The sequence below is a fragment of the Silvania confinis genome (genome assembly GCF_025564085.1).
In the GTDB taxonomy this organism is placed as follows: Bacteria; Pseudomonadota; Gammaproteobacteria; order Enterobacterales; family Enterobacteriaceae; genus Enterobacter; species Enterobacter confinis.
On record NZ_JAMGZJ010000077.1, the window covers coordinates 171,392 to 192,996 of the forward strand.

The following is a 21,605-nucleotide window of genomic DNA, read 5'->3' on the forward strand; positions in this document are numbered from 1 at the left end:
AGTGTGACGCTGCTCGCCATTTGACGCCCCCCTTCCGCTACGTCTGGAAAGGGGGGCTACACTTAAAAGTTGGGGTCGAGAAAGGGAGGGAAAGCGGTTAAACGGTGCGCCTGGATTTTTGTTTGTAACGGTCGAAGATCACCGCCGCCAGTAGGATGAGGCCACGAACCACATACTGCGAGAACGGCGAGATGTTCAGCAGGTTCATCGCGTTCTCCACGGTGCCCAGGATCAGGATACCGGCGATCACATATGAGATTTTTCCGATGCCGCCTTTCAGTGAAACCCCGCCCAGCACGCAGGCAGAAATCACGATCAGTTCATAACCGATAGAGGTCATTGGCTGGCCGCTGGTCATGCGTGAGGCAAGGATAATCCCTGCCGCCGCCGACACCAGACCGGAGAGCATAAAGATGATGATCTTGGTGCGCACCACCGGCACCCCGGCCAGACGAGACGCCTCTTCATTACCGCCAATCGCCAGCGTGTTGCGGCCAAAGGTGGTTCGGTTAAGCAGAAAACCAAACAGGATCAGGCAGGCGACCGTCAGCCAGATAGGTGCTGGCAGACCTAACCAGTTGGCGTAGCCAAGGGCGAAGAAGCGCTCGTCTTCAATCCCCACCGCTTTACCGTCGGAGATGATATAGGCCAGGCCGCGCACAATCTGCATGGTCGCGAGCGTCGTGATCAGGGCGTTAATCTTCAAGCGGGCGATGACGAAACCGTTCACCAGCCCGCAGAGCGCACCGAGCAGCAGACCGGCCGCGACGCCAATCCACAGGCTTTCGGTCATATTGATGACTACCGCAGTGGTGACCCCGGCGCAGGCAATCACCGACGCTACTGACAGGTCGAAGTCGCCCGAGGCCAGACAGAACAGCATCCCGCAGGCGACCATCCCGGACATCGAAATCGCCAGTCCCAGTCCCTTCATATTAATGAAGGTGGCAAAGTTAGGGACAAAGATCGCACAGCCCAGGAATAGCACGGCGAAAACCACCAGCATGCCGTATTGATCCCAGATGCGCCCAAGGCTGAAGGCCGATTTCGGCGCTCCGGATGTAGTAACAGAAGACATCTTATTCTCCTTACTCAGGCGACGGCCTGGCTGACTTTAGGCATCGCGAGGCTTAACGCCTGCTTTTCATTCGCCTGTTCATGTAGCAATTCACCGGCGATCTCACCTTCCCGCATCACCACGATCCGGTCGGCCACGCCCAGCACTTCCGGCAGGTCGCTGGAGGCGAACAGCACCGCCACCCCGCGTTTGGCCAGTGCGTAAATCACGTTATAGATTTCGTGCTTGGCACCCACGTCAATGCCGCGGGTCGGTTCATCCAGCAGGATTACCTTCATCTCTTCCGACAGCCAGCGGCCCAGAATCGCCTTTTGCTGGTTACCGCCGGAAAGATTCATAATCAGCTGCTCGGCCCCTGGCGTTTTAATATTCAGAGAACGAATGTGGTGATCGGCATTGCTGGTCTCCCACGCGTCGTTGATCAGGCATCCGGCATGAATAGACTTCCGTCGCGCCGAGATATTGATGTTGTCCCGCACGGAGTGCACCGGAATAATCCCCTCGGCTTTACGGTCTTCCGGGCACAGCATCATCCCCGCACGAATGGCGTGCGCGGGCTTCTGGATATCGACAGGCTGACCGTCAATAAACACCTGCCCGTCCGTAATCCGGGTACCGCCAAACAGCCCTTTCATCAGTTCGCTGCGCCCGGCACCCACCAGCCCAAACAGGCCGACAATCTCACCGCTGCGCACCGTCAGGCTGACAGGCTTGCGCACGCCTGGGGCTTTGACCTGCTCAAGACGCAGCAGCTCGCCGCCATACTGGCGTGATTCCCAGTGATAGATATCGCCCAGCTCGCGGCCCACCATCGCCTGCACCAGCAGATCGTGATTGACCTGCTGCATATCGGCGAAGGTGCGTACGTAACGCCCATCTTTAAAGACGGTAATGGCATCGCTCAGGGCGAAAATTTCTTCCATACGGTGCGATACGTACAGAATGATGCGCCCTTCTTTGCGCAGCTCGCGGATCACGCGGAACAGATTGTCTATTTCACGCGCCGACAGCGAACTGGTCGGTTCATCGAAGGCAATGACTTTGGCATTGCGCGCCAGCGCTTTGGCGATTTCGACCATCTGCCACTGGCCGATGGAGAGATACTTGAGCGGAGTCTGCGGGTCGATATCCAGCCCGAGGTGCTTGAGCTGTAACCCGGCTTCATAGTTGAGCAACGAACGGTTAACGAAACCGCCCTTATGCGGAAGCTGCCCGAGGTAAATGTTTTCCGCGACGGTCATCTCAGGAACCAGATGCAGCTCCTGATAAATAATGGCCACACCGGCGTTCAGCGCGGCAGTGGTGTCGGCAAAGGCGACCTCTTTGCCCTGCAGGGCAAGCGTACCGGTCGTGGGGGCGTAGTTACCGCTGAGGATTTTCAACAGCGTGGATTTTCCGGCGCCGTTCTCCCCCATCAGGGCATGGACCTGGCCGGCATAGCAGTCAAAGCTGATATCGGTCAGCGCATTGACGCCAGGGAAGGTTTTGCCGATACCGCGAAAAGAGAGATACGGTTCTGACTGGTGCATAACGTCTCCGAGGATCGAGTAGTGAACGTCTGGCCCCCCAGAGCAGGGGGGCGCAATCACAGTAAATTACTTACCGCCCAGTCCTTTTTTCTCAAGCTCGGCTTTGAAGTTGTCGCGGGTGATCAGCACCACGTCGGTCACTTCGGTAAATTTCGCGGGCTCTGCCCCTTTGGTCACCCAGTTGTAGAGCATTTCGCTGGATTTATAGCCGTGGACGTCCGGGCTTGGCAGCAGGGAGCCGTAGAAGCCGGTGCCCTGTGCTTTGGACAGTTCGCTGACCGCATCCACACCGTTGATACCGATCCCGATGACGTCAGCCGCTTTAAAGCCCTGCCCTTCAGTGGCACGTACGCCGCCGAGCACGGTGTTATCGTTCATGCCGACCACCAGCCAGTGTTTCACTTCGGAATGCTGAACCAGCATCGAGTTGGCCGCATCAAAGGCACCCGGGATGTCGTTCGATTTGGTTGGCACTTTGTAGATCTGTTTTTCCGGGAAGCCGGCTGCTTTCAGCGCGTCCATCGAACCGCTGGTGCGACGACGCGCGGTATCCAGTTCATCGGCAGTAATGGCCATCACGGCGGTGTCTTTCACATCCCAGCCGCGTTTTTGCATCTCTTTATACAGCTCCTGACCCTGGCGCTCGCCGATTTTGGTCGCCGCCATCATCACCAAAGGGACGGTATCCATCGGCACGCCTTTGGCGTTGACGAACTGGTCATCCACGGCGATCACTTTCATGTCGTAGCCGCGGGCTTTGGCAACAATTGCCGCGCCCAGCTTCGGATCCGGAGTACAGATGACAAAGCCTTTCGCGCCGCTGGCTGCCAGGCTGTCGATGGCGTTCAGCGTTTTTTCACCGTCGGGCACGGCGATTTTGATCACTTCAAAGCCTAAATCTTTCCCGGCTTTGTCGGCGAATTTCCACTCGGTCTGGAACCAGGGCTCTTCCGGTTGTTTCACCAGAAAGCCAAGCTTTAAGTTCTCCGCCATAGCGGATTGTGACATAACGGCAGCCAGACCAATGGCCGCCAGCGCTTTAGTAAATTTGTGCATGGTAAACTCCAGCTTTAGCGTTCTAATATGTAGGGGGAAAACATCTCAAATTTATTTTATTGGACTTAAAACAAGGCATTAGCGCAACAAACGGTTAAAGCGCATTTGCTTAAGATAGTTTTAGCGGGAAATTGATCATCCATAAGAGAGCGCCATCACACCGCAGAATTACAGTAATTGCGTACATACATTCAGCGATAAATGACATAAAAAAGCGGTTATTTGTCAGACAAATAGAAATGAATAAAGCAGATTAGTCCATAAGACCAGCTAAGTCATCCTTGTCATCCGGGCGCCTTCACGCCCGGACTACGACTTACCAGGGGTAGTAGATGTGATCGGCGTGGTCACGCACTGGGGCTTCATCACCCAGCAGGCGGGCAGAAATGGTCAGGGCAAAATCAAACGCATGGCCCAGGCCTTTACCGCTGATCAGATTGCCGTCCTCCACCACTGGCGCATCAACGTAGACACCGTCCTGCACGTCCTGCCAGAGATCGCCGGAACACACGTAACGACGACCTTTCAACAAGCCATTACCGCCCAGCACGCGCGCTGCCGCCGAGCAGATGGGGCAGATATACCTGCCCGCTTCGTCGTGTGCCGCGACAAAGCGCAGCACCTCGGCACTGGCCGCCAGGTTCACGCTGCCCTGTGGGCCGCCCGGCAGAACGACAGCATCGTAGTAAGTGTCGATTTTCTCGGTCAGGGTGCTGTCGGCAACCATCGGGATGTTGTGGTAACTCACTACCGCGCGCGACTCGGCGCAGGCCAGTGTCTCGACTTCAATATTCAAACGACGCAGGATATCAATGGTGATGATCGCTTCCGCCTCTTCAAACCCGGGTGCCAGCAGCACCGCCACTTTTGCCATGATGAACTCCGTTAGCTATAAACATAAAACAATGTTTCATTTTACAGAGGGCGGGACGGTAAACTTTCTGTTGGATCACATCTCGCACTATTTCCCACAAAAATGATCCTGCGCAATTTTCATCTGCTGTAAAAATCTATTAATTGCAGGAATTATCTCTATCCCGGCTGGTGAATATATTGATGAATTAACTTGCTAAGGGCATATTTTATATGTTACCCAGTAAAACATTACAGTCTGTAATCAATTCAACTGTATTAAATTCGTACGAACCCTTAAAATACAGAACCTTACGAATTTACAACTCCGATTTAATCTCTCTAAATCCTACTCTATTTTTAATTCCTGCTGGAAAGTAAGGTTTCGTAAGAATATATTTATAAGCATTTTCTTATAATCCATCCGCTGTTATTATGATTTTAAGAGATTCCTGAAATGAATAAGGGATCACAAACAGGGAAAACAGAATGCAATTATTCTGTCGTGAACTATCGTTAATGATGATTTTTTTAGGTTACATAAACGAAGAAAGGGAATGGATATGGCTGTCTCGGATATGATTAACAAACTCAATACGCAGATGAACCTTGAGTTTCACGCTTCAAATCTCTCTTTGCACCTCAGTGAATGGTGTTCTGAACATCAACTCAATGGCTCCGCGACATTTTTGCGCATTCAGGCACAGAGCAACGTCACGCAGATGATGCGCGTTTTCGATTATCTGAAAAAGTCAGGCGCCATGCCGGTTCTGAAGCCCCTGGACATATTTGATGAAGACTGTAGTTGCCTGGAAGCCGTTTTCCAGCGCACGCTGGAAGAGTATGAGCAACGTTGCCTGACGCTCAATCAATTAACCGATGAAGCACGAGAAGCGAAAGATATTTCCACGCTCAACTTCCTGCATGATATTGAAAAAGAACAGCAGCAGGACGGAATATTATTGAAAACGGTCCTTGATGAAGTCCGTCAGGCTCGTCAGGCTGGCATATGTCCTGAACAGACCGATCGTCACCTACTTAACGTCGTCAACTGTCAGCATCATTAATCCTGCCTTCTGAGCAAATACCCGGCCTGCGCCGGGTAACTTGTTGCAATAAAGTTACCAACCCTTTGCTTTTATTAACTTTTAACAAATCCGATCTGGCTCCCACCACATACCCTTACAACGTGTAATGATTTGACGAATTTTCGCTATCGTTGACAAGGGAGTCTCATGATCACTGTTGAATTTATTGTCATTATCCTCTGCTTACTAATCGGAACCCGGTTCGGCGGCATGGGGCTGGGCCTGATAAGCGGTATTGGCCTGTTTATTCTGACCTTTGTTTTTGGCCTCCAGCCCGGCAAGCCGCCTGTCGATGTGATGCTGACCATCCTCGCGGTGATAGGCTGCGCCGCCACCCTGCAAACCGCCGGCGGTCTGAACGTGATGATGCAGTTTGCCGAGCGCCTGCTGAGACGGCATCCGCAACATATCACCCTGCTCGCCCCCTTCACCACCTGGACGCTGACCTTCCTGTGCGGCACCGGACACGTGGTCTATACCATGTTCCCAATCATTGCCGACATCGCCCTGAAAAAAGGGATCCGCCCGGAGCGCCCGATGGCGGTGGCATCTATCGCTTCGCAGATGGCGATCACCGCCTCGCCGGTGTCGGTGGCCGTGGTGTCGCTGGTGTCGATCCTCGCCGCCCGGCACGGAATTGGCCACGCGTTTGGCATTCTGGAGATCCTGGCAGTCTCGGTTCCCGCTTCGCTGACCGGGGTAGCCATTGCCGCACTCTGGAGCTTACGTCGCGGTAAAGACCTGGCCGATGATGAGGAATTTCAGGCCCGGCTTCAGGATCCCGAGCAGCGTAAATTCATCTACGGCAGCACCGAGACCTTGATGGATCAGCGCTTCCCGAAACAGGCCTACTGGTCAACGTGGATCTTCTTCGCCGGTATTGCGGTTGTGGTTCTGTTAGGTGCCCTGCCCGACCTGCGTCCGGCGTTCGAGGTGAAAGGCAAAATGACGGCGCTGTCGATGAATCTGGTGATCCAGATGATGATGCTGATTGCCGGAGCCGTGATGCTGATGGTCTGCAAAGTCAATGCGGCGGCGATTTCAAACGGAGCGGTGTTTAAGGCCGGGATGGTGGCGATTTTCTCGGTCTTTGGCGTGGCGTGGATGAGCGACACCTTTTTCCAGGCCCATCTGGACGAGCTGAAGATGGCCCTTGAAGGCGTGGTGAAAAGCCATCCCTGGACCTATGCGATTGTGCTGTTTCTGGTGTCGAAGCTGGTGAACAGCCAGGCCGCCGCGCTGACGGCAGTGGCACCGATGGGGCTGATGCTGGGGATCGATCCGAAAATGCTGATTGCCTTTTTCCCGGCGTCGTATGGCTACTTTGTCCTGCCGACCTACCCCAGCGATCTGGCCTGCATTGGCTTTGACCGTTCGGGCACCACGCGCATCGGCAAATTCATCATCAACCACAGCTTTATTATACCGGGGCTGATCGGCGTCAGCTGCGCCTGCGCCATGAGCTATCTGCTGGTGCAAACCTTTATGTAGTTAATCCGGGCGGCCGTCGGCCGCCCGTTCACATTTTTTTCACAAACCCATTTCTAAACTCGAAACATCGGTTTATTTTAGTGAGATTCGCCCTGTGGGGTGAACTTAAGCTCGATCAGCGCAATGGCTTTTTGCACCGCGCGCAGCGTGACCGGGTCAGCCGAGGCAGGATTGCTGGCGAAATCGATGCTTTTCAACTGGCTGGACATCTTCTCACGCACTTCGGCTGGCGCAATAATTTCGATCACATCAAGGATCTGTTTGATAACCAACTGGCAGGCAACGACGTCAGAGACCAGTTCCTGATCGGCACTCAGGTTTTGAGACATAAGCTTCTCCTGTATTGAAAGGCCGCCATAGTAGCAAAACGCTCGCACCGATGCCGTTTACAGGCATAAAAAAACCTGCCGAAGCAGGTTTTTTTATCAGAACATCGCGCCAGGCGGTACGTCCTTAAAGGTTTTGCAGTAGCTTTCAAACATGCTTTTCAGGATTTTGCGCAATTTCATCGGTGTACTCCAGATTATGTGTTATGCAGGTGTTTTCTTTTGATACGCACATAATATGACCTTCATCACAAATTTCAATCATTTTGTGACATTCATCACGCAGGTTTATTTATAATAAAACCACGTTCCGATTAAAAAATATTATAAATCAGATAATTGAATAACACCGTGTTCCAGTAAAAATTTCAAATATTTTTTAGGTGGCAGAGGAAAATGGCAGACAATATCTCCCAAAAAGCGTCCAGCGGGATGTCCCCCGCCGCGTTGCTGGTGGCAGGTGCGTTCTTTATGGAGTTTCTCGACGGCACCGTGATCGCCACGGCACTGCCCGATATGGCGAGAAGCTTTGGCGTGCAGGCCGTCGATCTGAATATCGGCATCAGTGCGTATCTGATCACCCTGGCGGTGCTGATCCCCGCCAGCGGCTGGATCGCCGATCGCTTTGGCGCACGCAAAGTCTTCACCCTCGCGCTGGCGATCTTTACCCTCGCCTCGGTGCTGTGCGGCCTGGCAAACACCGTCGATCAGTTTGTCGCCATGCGTGTGCTGCAGGGCATGGGAGGCGCGCTGATGGTGCCGGTCGGTCGGCTGGCGGTATTACGCACCACGCCAAAACATCAGTTAATCACCGCCATCGCCACCCTGACCTGGCCTGCGCTGGTGGCACCAATAATCGGCCCGCCGCTGGGCGGGTTTATTACCAGCTACGCCGACTGGCGCTGGATCTTCTTTATTAACGTGCCGCTGGGGCTGATTGCCATTGTGCTGGCGCTGCGTATTATTCCCGACATCTATGAAGAGACGCGCCGTCCCTTTGATATACCGGGCTTTATTGCTACCTCGGTGGCGATGGTCAGCCTGGTTTACGCCATGGAATCGATGGGCGCGCAGCAGGTTAATACCGGCCTGACCGTGGCGCTGCTGGCACTCGGGGGCGTGACGCTGACCTATGCACTGCGCCATTTCCGCCGCGCGCCGTGGCCGATGATCCGCCTCGATGCCCTGCAGGTACCGACGTTTCGGGTGACCATGTACGGCGGCTCGCTGTTTCGGGCCTCGATCAGCGCCGTGCCTTTCCTGCTGCCGCTTATGTTTCAGGTGGGATTCGGGATGGACGCGTTTCATTCCGGGCTGCTGGTGCTGGCGGTATTTGTCGGCAACCTGACCATTAAGCCCGCCACCACGCCGCTGATCCGCACCCTCGGCTTTAAAAAATTGCTGCTGATTAACGGCGCGCTGAACGTGCTGGCCCTGTTGGCCTGTGCGTTCCTGACGCCGAGCACGCCGGTATGGGTGATTATGCTGGTGCTGTATCTCGGCGGGGTGTTCCGCTCAATTCAGTTTACCGCCATCAGCACCCTCGCCTTCTCCGACGTGCCTTCCCCGCAGATGAGCTATGCGAATACCCTGTTCTCAACGGCCACGCAGCTGGCGGTGGGACTCGGGATCACGCTCGGTGCTATCGGGATCCGCATTGGAGAAGTGTTCAGCGAGATGCTGGGGATGGCTGCGCTGCCGGGGATCAGCTTCCGGCTGGCGTTTGTGGCCATCGCGCTGGTCTGTCTGCTGGGAATGTTTGATACCCTGCGGCTGGTCAAAAACGCCGGCAGTGCGGTGTCGAAAAAGCAGGCATAAAAAAAGCCAGCAAATGCTGGCTTTAACCGGGTGTTGGCTACTTAGCCAGTAATGCCGCGGACAAAAGCTTCGATCTCTTTATCCTGGCAGTTCTCATAGAAGCACTGCTGGAAACGTTGACCGGAAACCGCGGTTTTGATCAGTTCCGGGTCAATAGCGCGCAGGGTATCGAGATAGTTCTCTTTCACCACCGCCGCTTTAACCTGGTTCAGGATGCCGGCGTTACGAACCTGTGGCTCTTTACGCTCTGGCGGATAGCCTTCGCCTTTACGGCCGGTGAAGGCTTTTTCAAAGATAAAGCGCACGTTCAGCTCTGCACCCCAGCCGAAGCCTTTGGCAAATGGCAGTGAAAGCGCGTTACCGTTGTTAATCTGGGCAAACAGGAACGCATCAGCAGGATCGATGCAGTAGCCGCACACCACACCCGGATGGATGTTCAGGGACATCAGTGCGCCCTGACCGGTGCCGCAGCCAGTGACCACGAAATCGACCGCTTTTGAATTCAGCAGAATGCTCGCCATGATCCCCAGGTGGATGTAGGTCAGGTGATGATCGTTTTCATCGCTCATCCCTACGTTATAAACCGGGAAGCCTTTGTCATCGGCAACAGCTTTTAACTCATTGAGGATGGTGGCGTTTTTGTTCGCCTGACTGTTTTCCATCATCAGTGCAATTTTCATTCTTCGTCTCCTGAATACGATGCGGACGTCCCGCTGTGAAGTGCTAACCAGACCAACCTTACTACTAAGCAAACGCACTTTCAAATTAAGTGAAAAATAGTTTCAAAAAACAAAGATGCGCTCACAATTTTGCAATCAGAGGGGATTTGACGCCAATACCTGAACGGATGACATATCATTGAAGGAGTCCGTCGCTCGTCGCGACGTGTAGGGATAAAAAACGTGGTTAATCCTGGCATTGCGACGCGCGCGTGGCAGTAGTATAGGTTATTTCAACTCTATCCAGAGCGTTCTATGAAGAGATTATGCACGGTTGGACTGGTCCTGCTGCTGGCGGGTTGCGGGATTACCCGCAAGGCAGAAGTCAGCAGCGTCGATGTAACGTCGGGTATCGTCCGGCTCGATTATGGTCAGCCCATCTTTCAGACTTCACACGATGACGCCTATATCACAAATGCCACCGCGACCCGCGAATGTCAGGCAATAGGCTACAGCGCCGCCACAGCTTACGGCCAGCCGGTGGAAACCTGCAGCGTCATCAGCGGCTCGCTGTGTCTGAATTCTACCCTCACCGTCCAGTATCAGTGTCATGGCTATGCGCCGCGCCCAGCCGTGACGACATCAGCATATTATTAAGTATATTGCCAGCGAGCCTGCTGGCAATAATAACCTGAAACACGAAACAGAATAATTCTCATTAATAATATTTAATTCAGCGCAATGCGTGTTATTCCCATTCCTGTTATCATCATTTAAATAATTATTTTACCTTTTGCAAATAATTAAATAACAAATTATAGTGGCGCTCACGTTGACCTGTTAATAATAAAACGGAGCTACACCATGCTTAAACCCGAAATGATCGAAAAGCTCAATGAGCAAATGAATCTGGAACTGTTCTCCTCCCTGCTGTATCAGCAGATGAGTGCCTGGTGTAGCTATCACAGCTTTGAAGGTGCGGCGGCATTCTTGCGTCGTCACGCGCAGGAAGAGATGACCCACATGCAGCGTCTCTTTGATTATCTTACCGATACCGGTAGCCTGCCGCGCATTAACCCAGTGGCGTCTCCGGTTGCAGAATATGCCTCCCTCGACGAATTGTTCCGCGCCACCTACGAGCATGAGCAGCTGATCACCCAGCAGATTAATGCCCTGACCCATGCCGCGATGACCAACCAGGATTATCCAACCTTTAATTTCCTGCAGTGGTATGTGGCTGAGCAGCACGAAGAAGAGAAGCTGTTTAAATCCGTTCTCGATAAACTGTCGCTGGCGGGTAAATCGGGTGAAGGTCTGTACTTTATTGATAAAGAGCTGTCGACACTCGACGCTCAGAAATAATCAATGCACGGCGCCGAAAGGGCGCCGTCTTATTATTAATGGCGGCAGATTTTACTTTCGTGCGTTGAAAATCCCGCTTCCAGCGGAATAAACTTACCGCGTGCCGCCAGAAACGCCACCAGCTCGGCTGCCGTCAGCTCCGACGCCGAACAGGTGTGAAACCGCGCCTCCTCCCCGAAGCGGGCGATAATCGCCGCCACTAACCGCTGTTCCGTATACTGCTCGCCAGAATCAATCATCATTGTTAGCACGTCGTGCCCATGAACAGATGCCATAACCCCTCCATAAAGAAAGGCGCAGCGTAAACCCTTCCCTTCCTGTCCGCCTTGCGCTGGCTCAGGTTTACATGCAGCCCGCACAGCTGGTGCAGCGCCAGTCGTCGCGGTTGACCGCGTGGTAAAACTGGCGATAGTTGTCTGTTTCGAGCGGGATGCCGTGATCATAAAAGAGATCGGTTAGCCATTCTACGTTCTCAATAATCCACTCATCCTCCGGCAACCCCTGAGCGAAGGTGTCATCTTCGGGATCGATAATCGAGTAGATGGCCCAGGTCCCCATATCCTTCTCCTGCCGGGATTCGGGCAGTGTCAGCGGTTGTCCCTGCCAGTGCAGGATCCAGTGCCCATGACACAATAAATTGCCTGACCGACTCCATTTTGCGCTGAAGGGATTACTCTGGGGCATCGATGCCTCACTTTTTTTGATTATTTATTAGAATTGTTTACGTTACGCCTGATTATCAGCCGAAAACATTCTCCTTATGAACCAGGCACCTACCCACAATTTGCCGGGCATACGCCCAGCTCAGGACTTAACCCAAATCATGTAAACTTTCAGTTACACCCTTTGTAACGCCGGTTTGACGAATCTGCGCTTTTCCCTTACGCTGCGCGGCAGATTTGGTCGCGATGACGTGTGGTTTTAGAGGAAAGCGTGAAAAACAGAACTCTCGGTAGTATTTTTATCGTCGCCGGAACGACGATTGGTGCAGGGATGCTGGCGATGCCGCTGGCGGCGGCAGGCGTCGGGTTTGGCGTTACGCTGGTGTTATTGGGTACGTTATGGGCGCTAATGTGTTACACCGCCCTGCTGCTGCTCGAGGTGTATCAGCACGTTCCCGCCGATACCGGGTTGGGGTCGCTGGCCGGTCGCTATCTGGGCCGTTTTGGTCAGTGGGTAACCGGCTTTAGCATGATGTTCCTGATGTACGCCCTGACTGCAGCGTATATGAGCGGCGCAGGGGAGCTGATCGCTTCCAGCATCAACGACTGGTTCAATGCCGATATCTCCCCATCAACCGGGGTGATCTTCTTTACGCTGATTGGCGGCGGCGTGGTTTGCGTGGGAACGTCGCTGGTCGATCTGTTCAACCGCTTCCTGTTCTCGGCGAAAATCGTGTTCCTGGTGGTGATGCTGGCGCTGCTGGCACCGCATATCCATAAGGTCAACCTGCTGACGCTGCCGCTGGAAAAAGGGCTGGCGCTGTCGGCGATCCCGGTGATTTTCACCTCGTTTGGCTTCCACGGCAGCGTGCCGAGCATTGTCAGCTATATGAACGGCAACGTGCGCAAGCTGCGCTGGATCTTTATTACCGGCAGCGCCATTCCGCTGGTAGCGTATATTTTCTGGCAGTTAGTCACGCTCGGCAGCATCGATTCATCCACCTTTATGGGGATGCTGGCCAGCCATTCCGGGCTCAATGGATTACTGCAGGCGCTGCGTGAAGTGGTGGCATCACCGCACGTGGAGCTGGCGGTGCATCTGTTTGCCGATCTGGCGCTGGCAACCTCGTTCCTCGGGGTGGCGCTGGGGCTGTTTGATTATCTTGCTGACCTGTTCCAGCGCCGTCGGACTGTCGCTGGGCGTCTGCAGACCGGGGCGATCACCTTCCTGCCGCCGCTGGCGTTTGCCCTGTTCTATCCGCGCGGGTTTGTGATGGCACTGGGCTATGCTGGCGTTGCGCTGGCGGTGCTGGCCCTGCTGATACCGTCGCTGCTGGTGTGGCAAAGCCGTAAGCAGCATCCGAACGGCGAGTACCGCGTACCGGGTGGGAAACCGGCCCTGTGCCTGGTGTTTGCCTGCGGGGTGATGATTATTCTGGTGCAGTTTGGCATTGCGGCGGGGATATTGCCGGCAGTGGGATAAAAAAAAGGGCTCATTTCGATGAGCCCTTCTTCTATTAATGCAAGCAGCAGTTCTTGAACTTTTTGCCGCTGCCGCACGGACAAGGATCGTTGCGGCCGACTTTGGTACCGTTGATCACCGGCTGCAGCGTGGTTGGCTGCTGAGGATTGGCGCTCCAGTAGTTATACAGACGCAACGCCGCCGGGCGAATATTCTCGATGTTCGCCTCGAACTCCTCTTCACTTAAGGTATCCAGACGCTCAAAGTTCTCTTCAGAACCGTGCAGGGCGATAAGGTCCAGATCGCCACGCAGCGACTCCGGCAGGAATGACCAGTCGGTCAACGCCGCGCCGCGCATATAGCCGAAGCACCACTCTTCCACCACGGTATAGCTCTTGCCGTCGATGTCATTCTCGCCAAACACCGGCTCAAACTGATCCGGGTAGTCGCTCAGGCGCTCGGCGATATCGTTCATATGCTTAAAGCACAGGTTGAGGAAACGGTTCATCTCGCGATCGTTCTTCCAGCGCGGAATGTGTTTCTCGCCGCCCCAGACCGCCACCAGCCAGCGATCGGGCTCAACCACCACCGGGCCCGAGAGGATCGCCGTCAGCATGCCGTCGAGCTCTGACACGTCCATCACAGACTCGTCATGGCCGTACGTCATCAGCGTCTCTTCCAGCCACTCCAGCTCACTTTCATTTAACGGACCTTCGCTCATGGTCATTCTCCAGCAGAATAGAAATTTGGCTGCAGGGTAGCACAGAACGCCCCTGAACACGCGCTGTTGCACCCAACGGTCAGTGATGGTGCAACAGCGTCCGAATCGTGACCCTCGCACCACTTATGTGCCTTGTTGTTAATGAGATGTGATCCCCGCTGTAATTTCACTTCACCGCGCCAGGGGCCGTAAAACGGCGCTCTATACTGAAAATTGTCGAAACCCAGCGGCGCGCAGTCAATTCTGGCAACCCTTTTGCTTAATGTTGCAGGCTTAGAACGCCGTTATATAAACCTCCTGAAAGGTACGTACACATGTCGCTGAAATTTATCAGAAGTCCGCTTTCTCTTATGTTGGCAGGTTGCCTGGTGACGGCATTTTCCGCCCAGGCTGATATCGTCATTGGCGTTGCCGGGCCGTTTACCGGACCCAACGCCACCTACGGGGATCAATACTGGCACGGTGCGACGCAGGCCGCAGAAGACATCAACGCCGCCGGGGGGATCAACGGCGAAAAAATCAAGCTGGTGCAGGGGGATGATGCCTGTGAACCCAAACAGGCGGTGTCGGTCGCCAACCGGCTGGTAGACCAGGATAAAGTCAAAGCCGTGGTCGGCCATTTCTGTTCGTCTTCAACGATGCCCGCCTCGGAGGTCTATAACGACGCAGGCGTACTGGCGATCACCCCGGGCTCAACTAACCCGCTGATCACCGAACGCGGCATGAGCGATATGTTCCGCATGTGCGGGCGCGATGACCAACAGGGCAAGGTCGCCAGTGACTTTATTATCGATAAGCTGAAAGCCAAACGGGTGGTTATCATTCACGACAAGGACACCTACGGCCAGGGGCTGGCGGATGCCACCCGGGCGGCGCTGGCCAAACGCGGCGTCAAGGATGTGATGTACGAAGGCCTGTCGCGCGGTGAAAAAGACTTTAACGCGCTGGTGACCAAAATTGGTGCCCAGAAGCCGGACGTGGTGTTCTTCGGCGGCTGCCACCCTGAAGCCGGGCCGCTGGTACGCCAGATGCGTGAGCAAGGGGTGCAGGCCAAATTCTTCTCCGGCGACTGCATCGTTAACGAAGAGATGGTCACCGCCGCCGGGGGCGCGAAATACACCAACGGTATCTACATGACCTTCGGTAAAGATCCGCGCCTGATCCCGGAAGGTAAAGCCGTTATCGATAAATTCCGCGCCAGTAAATTTGAGCCGGAAGGCTATACCCTCTACTCCTACGCCTCTGTGCAGGCCATTGCTGCGGCGTTCAAAGCCACCGGCGGATCCGATCCGGCCAAGGCCAGCGCCTGGCTGAAAGCCAACCCGGTGGAGACGGTAATGGGCAAAAAATCCTGGGACAGCAAAGGCGACCTGAAAGTCTCCGACTACGTGGTGTATGAGTGGGACGACCAGGGAAAATATAAGGAAGTGCAGTAACGGGACGGAGTCACGCTCAACGTCGGCATGTGCGCATGCCGACGCACGATAATCCTCAGGCCGTTCGCAAGGCGGCCTATTACACGAGCGCGCGACGATGGAAACATTCTTTCTGCAGCAGTTGATAAATGGCTTAACGCTGGGGTCCGTGTACGGGTTGATTGCCATCGGCTACACCATGGTATACGGCATTATTGGCATGATTAACTTCGCGCACGGCGAAGTGTATATGATTTCCGCCTATCTCTGCGCCATCGGCCTGGCGCTGCTGTCGTTCTTCGGGCTGGAGTCGTTTCCGCTGCTGATCCTCGGCACACTGGTGTTCACCATCGTGGTGACCGGGGTTTACGGCTGGACCATCGAACGCATCGCCTACAAACCGCTGCGCAACTCCACGCGCCTGGCACCGCTGATCTCCGCGATTGGCATGTCGTTGATCCTGCAAAACTACGCCCAGATTAGCCAGGGCCCGCGCCAGCAAGGGGTTCCGACCCTGCTCGACGGCGTGCTGCGTTTTCATATTGGCGAGGGTTTTGTCCAGATCACCTACACCAAAGTGTTCATTCTGATCGCCTCGTTTGCCGGGATGTTGCTGTTAACCTGGATAATCAGCCACACCCGTTTAGGACGGATGTGCCGCGCCGTGCAGCAGGATCGCAAGATGGCGTCGATTCTGGGCATCAATACCGACCGGATTATTTCGCTGGTGTTCGTGATTGGCGCCGCGATGGCCGGGCTGGCCGGGGTGCTGATCACCATGAACTACGGCACCTTTGATTTTTATGCCGGTTTTATTATCGGCATTAAAGCTTTTACCGCCGCCGTCCTCGGTGGGATCGGCTCGCTGCCCGGCGCGATGCTGGGGGGCTTAATCCTCGGGATTGCCGAAGCGCAGTTCTCAGGGATGGTGAACTCCGATTATAAAGACGTGTTCTCCTTTGGATTGCTGGTGGTGATCCTTATTTTCCGTCCTCAGGGACTGCTTGGCCGCCCTGTCGTGGCCAAGGTGTGAGGGAATAAACAATGACTTCGCAGACCGTTTCTCACGACAGTTTTTCGCTTAAACGCTGCGTCCTTGATGCCATTTTTGCGGGCATGGTCGCGTTAATCATTTTTGGCCCGGTCGTGGGCGTAGTGCTGGACGGCTACAGCTTTAACTTTGAAGGCCAGCGGCTGGTGTGGATCATTGCCACGGTGATGATCGGACGCTTTATCCTCAGCGCCTTTCTGATGACCGCGCCAGGCAGACGGGTGGCCTCGCGCTTTGATAATGATAATTCGGGGGTATACGTGCGCCCGCCGGAATACAAAAGCCGGATGCGTTGGATTATTCCGCTGATTGTCGCCCTGGCGATCTGCTTTCCGTTTGTCGCCACCAAATACGTACTGACGGTGGCGATCCTCGGGCTGATTTACGTCCTGCTAGGCCTCGGGCTGAATATCGTGGTCGGACTCGCGGGGTTGCTGGACCTCGGCTATGTCGCTTTCTATGCAATTGGCGCTTACGGTCTGGCGCTCGGCTATCAGTATCTGGGGCTCGGGTTCTGGAGCATGCTGCCGCTGGCGGCGCTAATGGCCGCCGCCGCGGGAGCCCTGCTCGGCTTCCCGGTGCTGCGTATGCACGGGGATTATCTGGCGATCGTGACTCTCGGATTCGGGGAGATTATCCGCCTGGTGCTGAACAACTGGCTGACCTTCACCGGCGGTCCGAACGGCATTTCTGCCCCGCCCCCGACCCTGTTCGGCCTTGAGTTTGGCCGACGGGCCAAGGACGGCGGCGTGCCGTTCCATGAGTTTTTCAATACCACGTTCAACCCCAACCTGAAGTTCATCTTTATCTACGCCATTCTGCTGGTGGTGGTGCTGCTGGTGCTGTACATCAAGCACCGCCTGACCCGGATGCCGATTGGCCGGGCCTGGGAAGCACTGCGCGAAGACGAAATCGCCTGCCGCTCAATGGGGCTTAACCACGTGCTGGTCAAACTGTCGGCCTTTACGCTGGGGGCCTCCACCGCAGGCATTGCCGGGGTGTTCTTCGCCACCTATCAGGGGTTCGTCAACCCGACCTCGTTCACCTTCTTTGAATCAGCCCTGATCCTCGCCATTGTGGTGCTCGGTGGGATGGGCTCCACCCTCGGGGTGGTACTGGCAGCCTTTGTGCTCACCGTCACCCCGGAACTGCTGCGTACCTTTGCAGAGTACCGCGTGCTGCTATTTGGCGTGCTGATGGTGGTGATGATGATATGGCGGCCGCGCGGCCTGATCCGCATCAACCGCAGCGGCTTTGCGGTGCGTAAGGGAGTGGCACCATGAGCGATATGATCCTGAGCGTGGAGCATCTGATGATGCACTTTGGCGGCATCAAGGCGCTGAACGACGTGAATCTGGCGGTGCGGCGCGGGTCTATCACCGCGCTTATCGGCCCGAACGGCGCGGGTAAAACCACGGTGTTTAACTGCCTGACCGGGTTTTATAAAGCCTCCGGGGGCAACATTCTGTTCAATACCCGCAGCAAAACCACCAACGTGATTCAGATCCTCGGGCAGAAATTCCAGCCCGGCGACTGGGTCAACCCGGCGCAGCTGGGGCAGCGCCTGTTCTACAAAATGTTCGGCGGCACCCATCTGGTGAACCGGGCCGGGCTGGCGCGCACCTTCCAGAACATCCGCCTGTTCCGTGAAATGTCGGTAGTGGAAAACCTGCTGGTGGCCCAGCACATGCAGGTTAACCGCAATCTGCTGGCCGGGGTGCTGAACACCCCCGCCTATCGACGGGCAGAAAGCGACGCCCTCGACCGGGCCTTTTACTGGCTGGAGGTGGTGGATTTGGTGGACTGCGCCAACCGGCTGGCGGGGGAGATGTCTTACGGCCAGCAGCGGCGACTGGAGATCGCCCGCGCCATGTGTACCCGACCCGAGATGATCTGCCTGGATGAACCGGCCGCCGGGCTGAACCCGGTGGAAACGCGCACGTTGAGTAAAATTATCCGTTTTCTGCGCGATCATCACGACATCACGGTGCTGCTGATTGAACATGACATGGGGATGGTGATGGAGATATCGGATCACATTATTGTTCTCGACCACGGAGACGTGATTGCCGAGGGCAAACCGGAGCAGATCCAGCACGACGACAAAGTGATTGCCGCGTACCTCGGCACCGATGAGAGCGAGGTCAGCCTATGAGTGAGCCGATGCTGGAATTCCGGCAGGTGGATGTGTTTTACGGGGTGATCCAGGCGCTCAAACAGGTTTCCCTGCAGGTCAACCCGGGAGAGACGGTGGCGCTGATCGGTGCCAACGGCGCGGGAAAATCGACCCTGCTGATGTCGATATTCGGCCAGCCGCGGGCGCGCAGCGGGGAGATCCTGTTTTGCGGCGAGGACATCAGCCATAAATCCACGCACTACGTGGCCTCGGGCGGGATTGCTCAGGCCCCGGAAGGCCGACGCATTTTCCCGGATATGACCGTCGAAGAGAATCTGCTGATGGGCACTATCCCCATCGGCAACACCTATGCGGCGCAGGATCTACAAAGCATGTTCGATCTGTTCCCGCGCTTAAAAGAGCGGCGCAAACAGCGGGCCATGACCATGTCCGGCGGCGAGCAGCAGATGCTGGCGATCGCCCGGGCGTTAATGAGCCGGCCTAAATTGTTATTGCTGGATGAGCCAAGCCTGGGGTTAGCGCCGATTGTGGTGAAGCAGATTTTCCAGACGCTGCGCGAGCTGGCCCGCAACGGGATGACGATTTTCCTTGTCGAACAGAATGCGCACCACGCGCTGAAGCTTTCGGATCGCGGTTACGTGATGGTCAATGGCCAAATCCGCCTGAGCGGCAGCGGCGAGGAGCTGCTGGGCAATCAGGACGTGCGCAAAGCCTATCTCGGCGGCGTGTAAACCCCGACTGCGCCCGGCGCTGCCGGGCGCGGCAGGGAGTTAAGGCAATTTATCAATACGGTTGACTGACGCCGTGTACCCCGTTTTCGCCACCGCCTTTAGCAAAGTGTCGGTGGGGAATCCCTCCGCCACGATCACTTCGGTCTGCCGGGTCTTTAAAGACGCTTTTGCTTTGATCACCCCCTGCGTTTCTCGCAGCACCTGATTCACCGAAATCACACACAGCGAGCAGGTCATGCCCTGCACATCAAGCACCACTTTTTGATTCGCCGCCTGGGCGAACAGCGGAAGGAATACGCACGCGATCAGCGCCAGTCGTTTCATTCAAATACCTCGTAAAACCAGGCGACCGCTGTCGGGTAGAACAGGATCAGCAGCATGAAAGGCAGTATCAGCCAAAAAAGAAAACGCGTCTGCCCAAGCGTTAATCGCCCGGTACACCACAGCCGTTTTGAAAAATAGAGCCGCCAGAATACCCGCAGCATCAGCCCCAGCGACAGGACGATCATCGGCACACGCAGAAACTCCAGCTGGCTGAGCCCGGCGAAACCGGCCGCCGAAATGCCAAACAGCAGATACAGCAGCGGCCCGACGCAGCACAGGCCGGCAGTGACGGCCGCCACCGCCGCCGTCAGCAGAGTGACGCCCGCGCTTTTAGCGTTGTTCTGTCGAGACATAGTGATAGGTGAACACTTTCGGATCGTAAAAATTAAGCGGGTCGCCGTCCACTTCGGCATACGGGTAGCCAAAGTTGTTCATCGCCCCCTGCTCCGTCGCCGGATACAGTTCAAAATCGCGCCCGTAGTTGAAACCCACCCAGTTCATCTCCCAGTTGCCAAACAGGTAGGTATTCACCGCCTGCACGTCAGGATCCTGATGGGATTTTTTCTCCGCCAGCCGCATTTTGGTGACATCCGCCGGATCGCACGGCAGCCAGCCGTAACCCGCCAGATAAAACTCTGCCCGGCAGTGCTGACCGCCGCTGACGTCGGCCACTCCGGCGCTGTCGGCTTTACCGAAGGCGCTGGCAGAGTAACGCTCGAGCTTGTTGGCTTTGCCGAGGCGAATACCAAACAGCTCGCGCGCCGGGATCCCGCTGGCCCGCGCCAGTGCCACAAATACCGAGCTCATGTCGGTGCATTTACCGCTGAGCTTGCCGCTTTGCAGAATGGTCGCCACGTCCCCGGTCCCGCAGCCGATCACGTCATTATCACGTTCCATATGGCTGCTGACCCATTCATAAATCAGACGCGCTTTTTTAAGCGGATCCTGCTCGTCGCCGGTAATTTTTTGCGCCGTTTCACGCACCACGCCATCAACCGGGGTATGGGTGGTCGGCAGCAGATACGGTTTGACGTCCAGCGGATAGACGAGGGTCTCCGGAGCACGCCAGTTTTTCAGCGCATCGTGTTTTAGCGGCTCCCAGTCGGCGGTTTCGATCTCCAGATCGAGCTGAAGCAGCAATTCGCCCGCGGACTCCGGCCAGCTGGCAAACAGCGTTTTGGCACCGTAGGCGTTATTGGTGGTGATGTACGCCTGCTGATAGTTACCGCTGAACGACAGCCCGAGCAACTGCTGAAACGCGGTATCCACCGGCAGCGGGATCCACAGTTTGACCACCCCGCTGGAGCCCTGCGGGGCCGCCAGTTTATAGGTTTGGGAAAGCACAAAACGGCGACGCATCACCGGTGCGGCGGACGCGGCGAGCGACTTCAGGCTCATTGCCGTTGGGCTTGCAACGGCCGGGCCGACGATACCTGCGGCAGAAAGAAGAACGCTATTTTTAAGAAATTGTCGACGCAGCATGGTGTCCTGTCCTTTGAAGGTGAAGGTTCATCACAGCGGACAGCGTCGGGCGCAACAAGGCGAAGAGATGGGGTTTATTCATCAATAACAGACCTGTTAACTGTGAATGAAAAATCGAAGCGCGGTTATTAGGCGGGATCCCGGCCCCGAAGTACAGGCGCGAAGTCAAAAAACAGGGGAATAACCGCAATTAAAGCAGGGGCTGTCGCTCAGATGGTTAAGATGTGACCTGACGCGCAAACCTGCGCATTCGCATAATCGTCCATGGCATAAGCTAATAGTTCCATAACATTATAAATATGAAAACCCTACTGTTTATTCTTATCCAGTGAGATTGACCTTATTATTACCCACTGAATAA

General features: G+C 55.4%; 24 protein-coding genes. 11 read left to right on the top strand and 13 right to left on the bottom strand.

The genetic code is table 11. From position 1 onward, the window contains the following. Positions 1–97: 97 nt before the first annotated feature. The 4 genes from araH to M8013_RS14870 all read right to left on the bottom strand — a co-directional run bounded on the left by araH (position 98) and on the right by M8013_RS14870 (position 4,537). Positions 98–1,078 (bottom strand): L-arabinose ABC transporter permease AraH, encoded by a 981-nt coding sequence (gene araH / locus M8013_RS14855; protein WP_271268573.1) that lies wholly within the window; start codon positions 1,076–1,078, stop codon positions 98–100. Between the two features lie 14 nt (positions 1,079–1,092). Beyond that, positions 1,093–2,607, bottom strand: a complete 1,515-nt coding sequence (gene araG, locus M8013_RS14860; protein WP_271268574.1) for an L-arabinose ABC transporter ATP-binding protein AraG — start codon at positions 2,605–2,607, stop codon at positions 1,093–1,095. A gap of 66 nt (positions 2,608–2,673) precedes the next feature. Continuing rightward, entirely contained in the window at positions 2,674–3,663 is a 990-nt protein-coding gene (gene araF / locus M8013_RS14865) for an arabinose ABC transporter substrate-binding protein AraF (RefSeq protein ID WP_271268575.1), read from the bottom strand. A gap of 316 nt (positions 3,664–3,979) precedes the next feature. Continuing rightward, complete coding sequence (locus M8013_RS14870) at positions 3,980–4,537, bottom strand: DJ-1/PfpI family protein (RefSeq protein WP_271268576.1); 558 nt, start codon at positions 4,535–4,537, stop codon at positions 3,980–3,982. 541 nt (positions 4,538–5,078) lie between these two features. On the opposite strand from M8013_RS14870, the gene M8013_RS14875 reads away from it, so the two are divergent. Next, the gene (locus tag M8013_RS14875; RefSeq protein ID WP_271268577.1) at positions 5,079–5,582 is read left to right on the top strand and encodes a non-heme ferritin-like protein; all 504 of its coding nucleotides are present in this window, start codon (positions 5,079–5,081) and stop codon (positions 5,580–5,582) included. Positions 5,583–5,750: 168 nt separating this feature from the next. Beyond that, positions 5,751–7,094: an anaerobic C4-dicarboxylate transporter gene (locus tag M8013_RS14880; protein WP_271268578.1), complete on the top strand. Its 1,344-nt coding sequence runs from the start codon at positions 5,751–5,753 to the stop codon at positions 7,092–7,094. Between the two features lie 77 nt (positions 7,095–7,171). Here M8013_RS14880 and M8013_RS14885 read toward each other — a convergent pair whose 3' ends face one another. Together M8013_RS14885 and azuC are read right to left on the bottom strand one after the other, a co-directional pair. Continuing rightward, positions 7,172–7,423 (bottom strand): DUF2766 family protein, encoded by a 252-nt coding sequence (locus tag M8013_RS14885; protein WP_271268579.1) that lies wholly within the window; start codon positions 7,421–7,423, stop codon positions 7,172–7,174. Positions 7,424–7,519: 96 nt separating this feature from the next. Continuing rightward, positions 7,520–7,603: a stress response protein AzuC gene (gene azuC / locus M8013_RS14890; RefSeq protein WP_098946254.1), complete on the bottom strand. Its 84-nt coding sequence runs from the start codon at positions 7,601–7,603 to the stop codon at positions 7,520–7,522. A 213-nt stretch (positions 7,604–7,816) separates the two neighbouring features. Between azuC and M8013_RS14895 the strand changes: the two genes are divergently transcribed. Beyond that, positions 7,817–9,238 (top strand): MFS transporter, encoded by a 1,422-nt coding sequence (locus M8013_RS14895; protein WP_271268580.1) that lies wholly within the window; start codon positions 7,817–7,819, stop codon positions 9,236–9,238. A gap of 41 nt (positions 9,239–9,279) precedes the next feature. Here M8013_RS14895 and M8013_RS14900 read toward each other — a convergent pair whose 3' ends face one another. Next, a complete protein-coding gene (locus M8013_RS14900; protein WP_271268581.1) occupies positions 9,280–9,918 on the bottom strand; it encodes an RpiB/LacA/LacB family sugar-phosphate isomerase in 639 nt (212 codons plus the stop codon). Between the two features lie 294 nt (positions 9,919–10,212). Here M8013_RS14900 and yecR point away from each other — a divergent pair, with 294 nt between their 5' ends. Next, positions 10,213–10,554, top strand: coding sequence for a YecR family lipoprotein (gene yecR, locus M8013_RS14905; protein ID WP_271268582.1), 342 nt, complete (start codon positions 10,213–10,215; stop codon positions 10,552–10,554). Between the two features lie 207 nt (positions 10,555–10,761). Then, a complete protein-coding gene (gene ftnA, locus M8013_RS14910) occupies positions 10,762–11,259 on the top strand; it encodes a non-heme ferritin (protein WP_271268583.1) in 498 nt (165 codons plus the stop codon). Positions 11,260–11,294: 35 nt separating this feature from the next. On the opposite strand, the gene M8013_RS14915 is transcribed toward ftnA, so the two are convergent. Together M8013_RS14915 and M8013_RS14920 are read right to left on the bottom strand one after the other, a co-directional pair. Continuing rightward, positions 11,295–11,534, bottom strand: a complete 240-nt coding sequence (locus tag M8013_RS14915; protein ID WP_271268584.1) for a YecH family metal-binding protein — start codon at positions 11,532–11,534, stop codon at positions 11,295–11,297. Positions 11,535–11,601: 67 nt separating this feature from the next. Next, positions 11,602–11,943, bottom strand: coding sequence for a hypothetical protein (locus M8013_RS14920; RefSeq protein WP_271268585.1), 342 nt, complete (start codon positions 11,941–11,943; stop codon positions 11,602–11,604). A 249-nt stretch (positions 11,944–12,192) separates the two neighbouring features. On the opposite strand from M8013_RS14920, the gene tyrP reads away from it, so the two are divergent. After that, a complete protein-coding gene (tyrP, locus tag M8013_RS14925) occupies positions 12,193–13,404 on the top strand; it encodes a tyrosine transporter TyrP (RefSeq protein WP_418939540.1) in 1,212 nt (403 codons plus the stop codon). A 34-nt stretch (positions 13,405–13,438) separates the two neighbouring features. Here tyrP and M8013_RS14930 read toward each other — a convergent pair whose 3' ends face one another. After that, a complete protein-coding gene (locus tag M8013_RS14930) occupies positions 13,439–14,104 on the bottom strand; it encodes a YecA/YgfB family protein (protein WP_271268586.1) in 666 nt (221 codons plus the stop codon). A gap of 314 nt (positions 14,105–14,418) precedes the next feature. Between M8013_RS14930 and M8013_RS14935 the strand changes: the two genes are divergently transcribed. The 5 genes from M8013_RS14935 (at position 14,419) to M8013_RS14955 (ending at position 19,438) form a co-directional block, all read left to right on the top strand. Then, complete coding sequence (locus tag M8013_RS14935; protein WP_271268587.1) at positions 14,419–15,540, top strand: branched-chain amino acid ABC transporter substrate-binding protein; 1,122 nt, start codon at positions 14,419–14,421, stop codon at positions 15,538–15,540. Between the two features lie 97 nt (positions 15,541–15,637). After that, complete coding sequence (locus M8013_RS14940; protein WP_271268588.1) at positions 15,638–16,552, top strand: ABC transporter permease subunit; 915 nt, start codon at positions 15,638–15,640, stop codon at positions 16,550–16,552. An 11-nt stretch (positions 16,553–16,563) separates the two neighbouring features. Beyond that, the gene (gene livM, locus M8013_RS14945) at positions 16,564–17,853 is read left to right on the top strand and encodes a high-affinity branched-chain amino acid ABC transporter permease LivM (RefSeq protein ID WP_271268589.1); all 1,290 of its coding nucleotides are present in this window, start codon (positions 16,564–16,566) and stop codon (positions 17,851–17,853) included. After that, entirely contained in the window at positions 17,850–18,725 is an 876-nt protein-coding gene (locus tag M8013_RS14950) for an ABC transporter ATP-binding protein (RefSeq protein WP_271268590.1), read from the top strand. Before livM ends, M8013_RS14950 begins: the two co-directional genes overlap by 4 nt. Continuing rightward, entirely contained in the window at positions 18,722–19,438 is a 717-nt protein-coding gene (locus M8013_RS14955) for an ABC transporter ATP-binding protein (RefSeq protein ID WP_271268591.1), read from the top strand. Before M8013_RS14950 ends, M8013_RS14955 begins: the two co-directional genes overlap by 4 nt. A gap of 39 nt (positions 19,439–19,477) precedes the next feature. Here M8013_RS14955 and M8013_RS14960 read toward each other — a convergent pair whose 3' ends face one another. Genes M8013_RS14960 through M8013_RS14970 form a run of 3 tightly spaced genes read right to left on the bottom strand, consistent with a single transcriptional unit; the run spans position 19,478 to position 21,244 of the window. Further along, positions 19,478–19,762, bottom strand: coding sequence for a heavy-metal-associated domain-containing protein (locus tag M8013_RS14960; RefSeq protein ID WP_271268592.1), 285 nt, complete (start codon positions 19,760–19,762; stop codon positions 19,478–19,480). Continuing rightward, complete coding sequence (locus M8013_RS14965) at positions 19,759–20,115, bottom strand: mercuric transporter MerT family protein (protein WP_271268593.1); 357 nt, start codon at positions 20,113–20,115, stop codon at positions 19,759–19,761. The genes M8013_RS14960 and M8013_RS14965 overlap by 4 nt, the downstream gene beginning before the upstream one ends. Then, positions 20,093–21,244 carry a transglutaminase-like domain-containing protein gene (locus M8013_RS14970; protein ID WP_271268594.1) on the bottom strand — a complete coding sequence of 384 codons (1,152 nt, stop codon included), beginning with the start codon at positions 21,242–21,244 and terminating at the stop codon, positions 20,093–20,095. The genes M8013_RS14965 and M8013_RS14970 overlap by 23 nt, the downstream gene beginning before the upstream one ends. Between the last annotated feature and the right edge of the window lie 361 nt (positions 21,245–21,605).

Coding starts and splice junctions, on each gene's coding strand:
- M8013_RS14930 (WP_271268586.1), bottom strand. CDS start 14,104: ATGAGCGAAGGTCCGTTAAATGAAAGTGAGCTGGAGTGGCTGGAAGAG.
- M8013_RS14960 (WP_271268592.1), bottom strand. CDS start 19,762: ATGAAACGACTGGCGCTGATCGCGTGCGTATTCCTTCCGCTGTTCGCC.
- araF (WP_271268575.1), bottom strand. CDS start 3,663: ATGCACAAATTTACTAAAGCGCTGGCGGCCATTGGTCTGGCTGCCGTT.
- M8013_RS14935 (WP_271268587.1), top strand. CDS start 14,419: ATGTCGCTGAAATTTATCAGAAGTCCGCTTTCTCTTATGTTGGCAGGT.
- araH (WP_271268573.1), bottom strand. CDS start 1,078: ATGTCTTCTGTTACTACATCCGGAGCGCCGAAATCGGCCTTCAGCCTT.
- M8013_RS14880 (WP_271268578.1), top strand. CDS start 5,751: ATGATCACTGTTGAATTTATTGTCATTATCCTCTGCTTACTAATCGGA.
- yecR (WP_271268582.1), top strand. CDS start 10,213: ATGAAGAGATTATGCACGGTTGGACTGGTCCTGCTGCTGGCGGGTTGC.
- M8013_RS14870 (WP_271268576.1), bottom strand. CDS start 4,537: ATGGCAAAAGTGGCGGTGCTGCTGGCACCCGGGTTTGAAGAGGCGGAA.
- M8013_RS14950 (WP_271268590.1), top strand. CDS start 17,850: ATGAGCGATATGATCCTGAGCGTGGAGCATCTGATGATGCACTTTGGC.
- M8013_RS14940 (WP_271268588.1), top strand. CDS start 15,638: ATGGAAACATTCTTTCTGCAGCAGTTGATAAATGGCTTAACGCTGGGG.
- M8013_RS14970 (WP_271268594.1), bottom strand. CDS start 21,244: ATGCTGCGTCGACAATTTCTTAAAAATAGCGTTCTTCTTTCTGCCGCA.
- M8013_RS14875 (WP_271268577.1), top strand. CDS start 5,079: ATGGCTGTCTCGGATATGATTAACAAACTCAATACGCAGATGAACCTT.
- azuC (WP_098946254.1), bottom strand. CDS start 7,603: ATGAAATTGCGCAAAATCCTGAAAAGCATGTTTGAAAGCTACTGCAAA.
- araG (WP_271268574.1), bottom strand. CDS start 2,607: ATGCACCAGTCAGAACCGTATCTCTCTTTTCGCGGTATCGGCAAAACC.
- M8013_RS14955 (WP_271268591.1), top strand. CDS start 18,722: ATGAGTGAGCCGATGCTGGAATTCCGGCAGGTGGATGTGTTTTACGGG.
- M8013_RS14965 (WP_271268593.1), bottom strand. CDS start 20,115: ATGTCTCGACAGAACAACGCTAAAAGCGCGGGCGTCACTCTGCTGACG.
- M8013_RS14915 (WP_271268584.1), bottom strand. CDS start 11,534: ATGGCATCTGTTCATGGGCACGACGTGCTAACAATGATGATTGATTCT.
- ftnA (WP_271268583.1), top strand. CDS start 10,762: ATGCTTAAACCCGAAATGATCGAAAAGCTCAATGAGCAAATGAATCTG.
- livM (WP_271268589.1), top strand. CDS start 16,564: ATGACTTCGCAGACCGTTTCTCACGACAGTTTTTCGCTTAAACGCTGC.
- M8013_RS14900 (WP_271268581.1), bottom strand. CDS start 9,918: ATGAAAATTGCACTGATGATGGAAAACAGTCAGGCGAACAAAAACGCC.
- M8013_RS14895 (WP_271268580.1), top strand. CDS start 7,817: ATGGCAGACAATATCTCCCAAAAAGCGTCCAGCGGGATGTCCCCCGCC.
- M8013_RS14885 (WP_271268579.1), bottom strand. CDS start 7,423: ATGTCTCAAAACCTGAGTGCCGATCAGGAACTGGTCTCTGACGTCGTT.
- M8013_RS14920 (WP_271268585.1), bottom strand. CDS start 11,943: ATGCCCCAGAGTAATCCCTTCAGCGCAAAATGGAGTCGGTCAGGCAAT.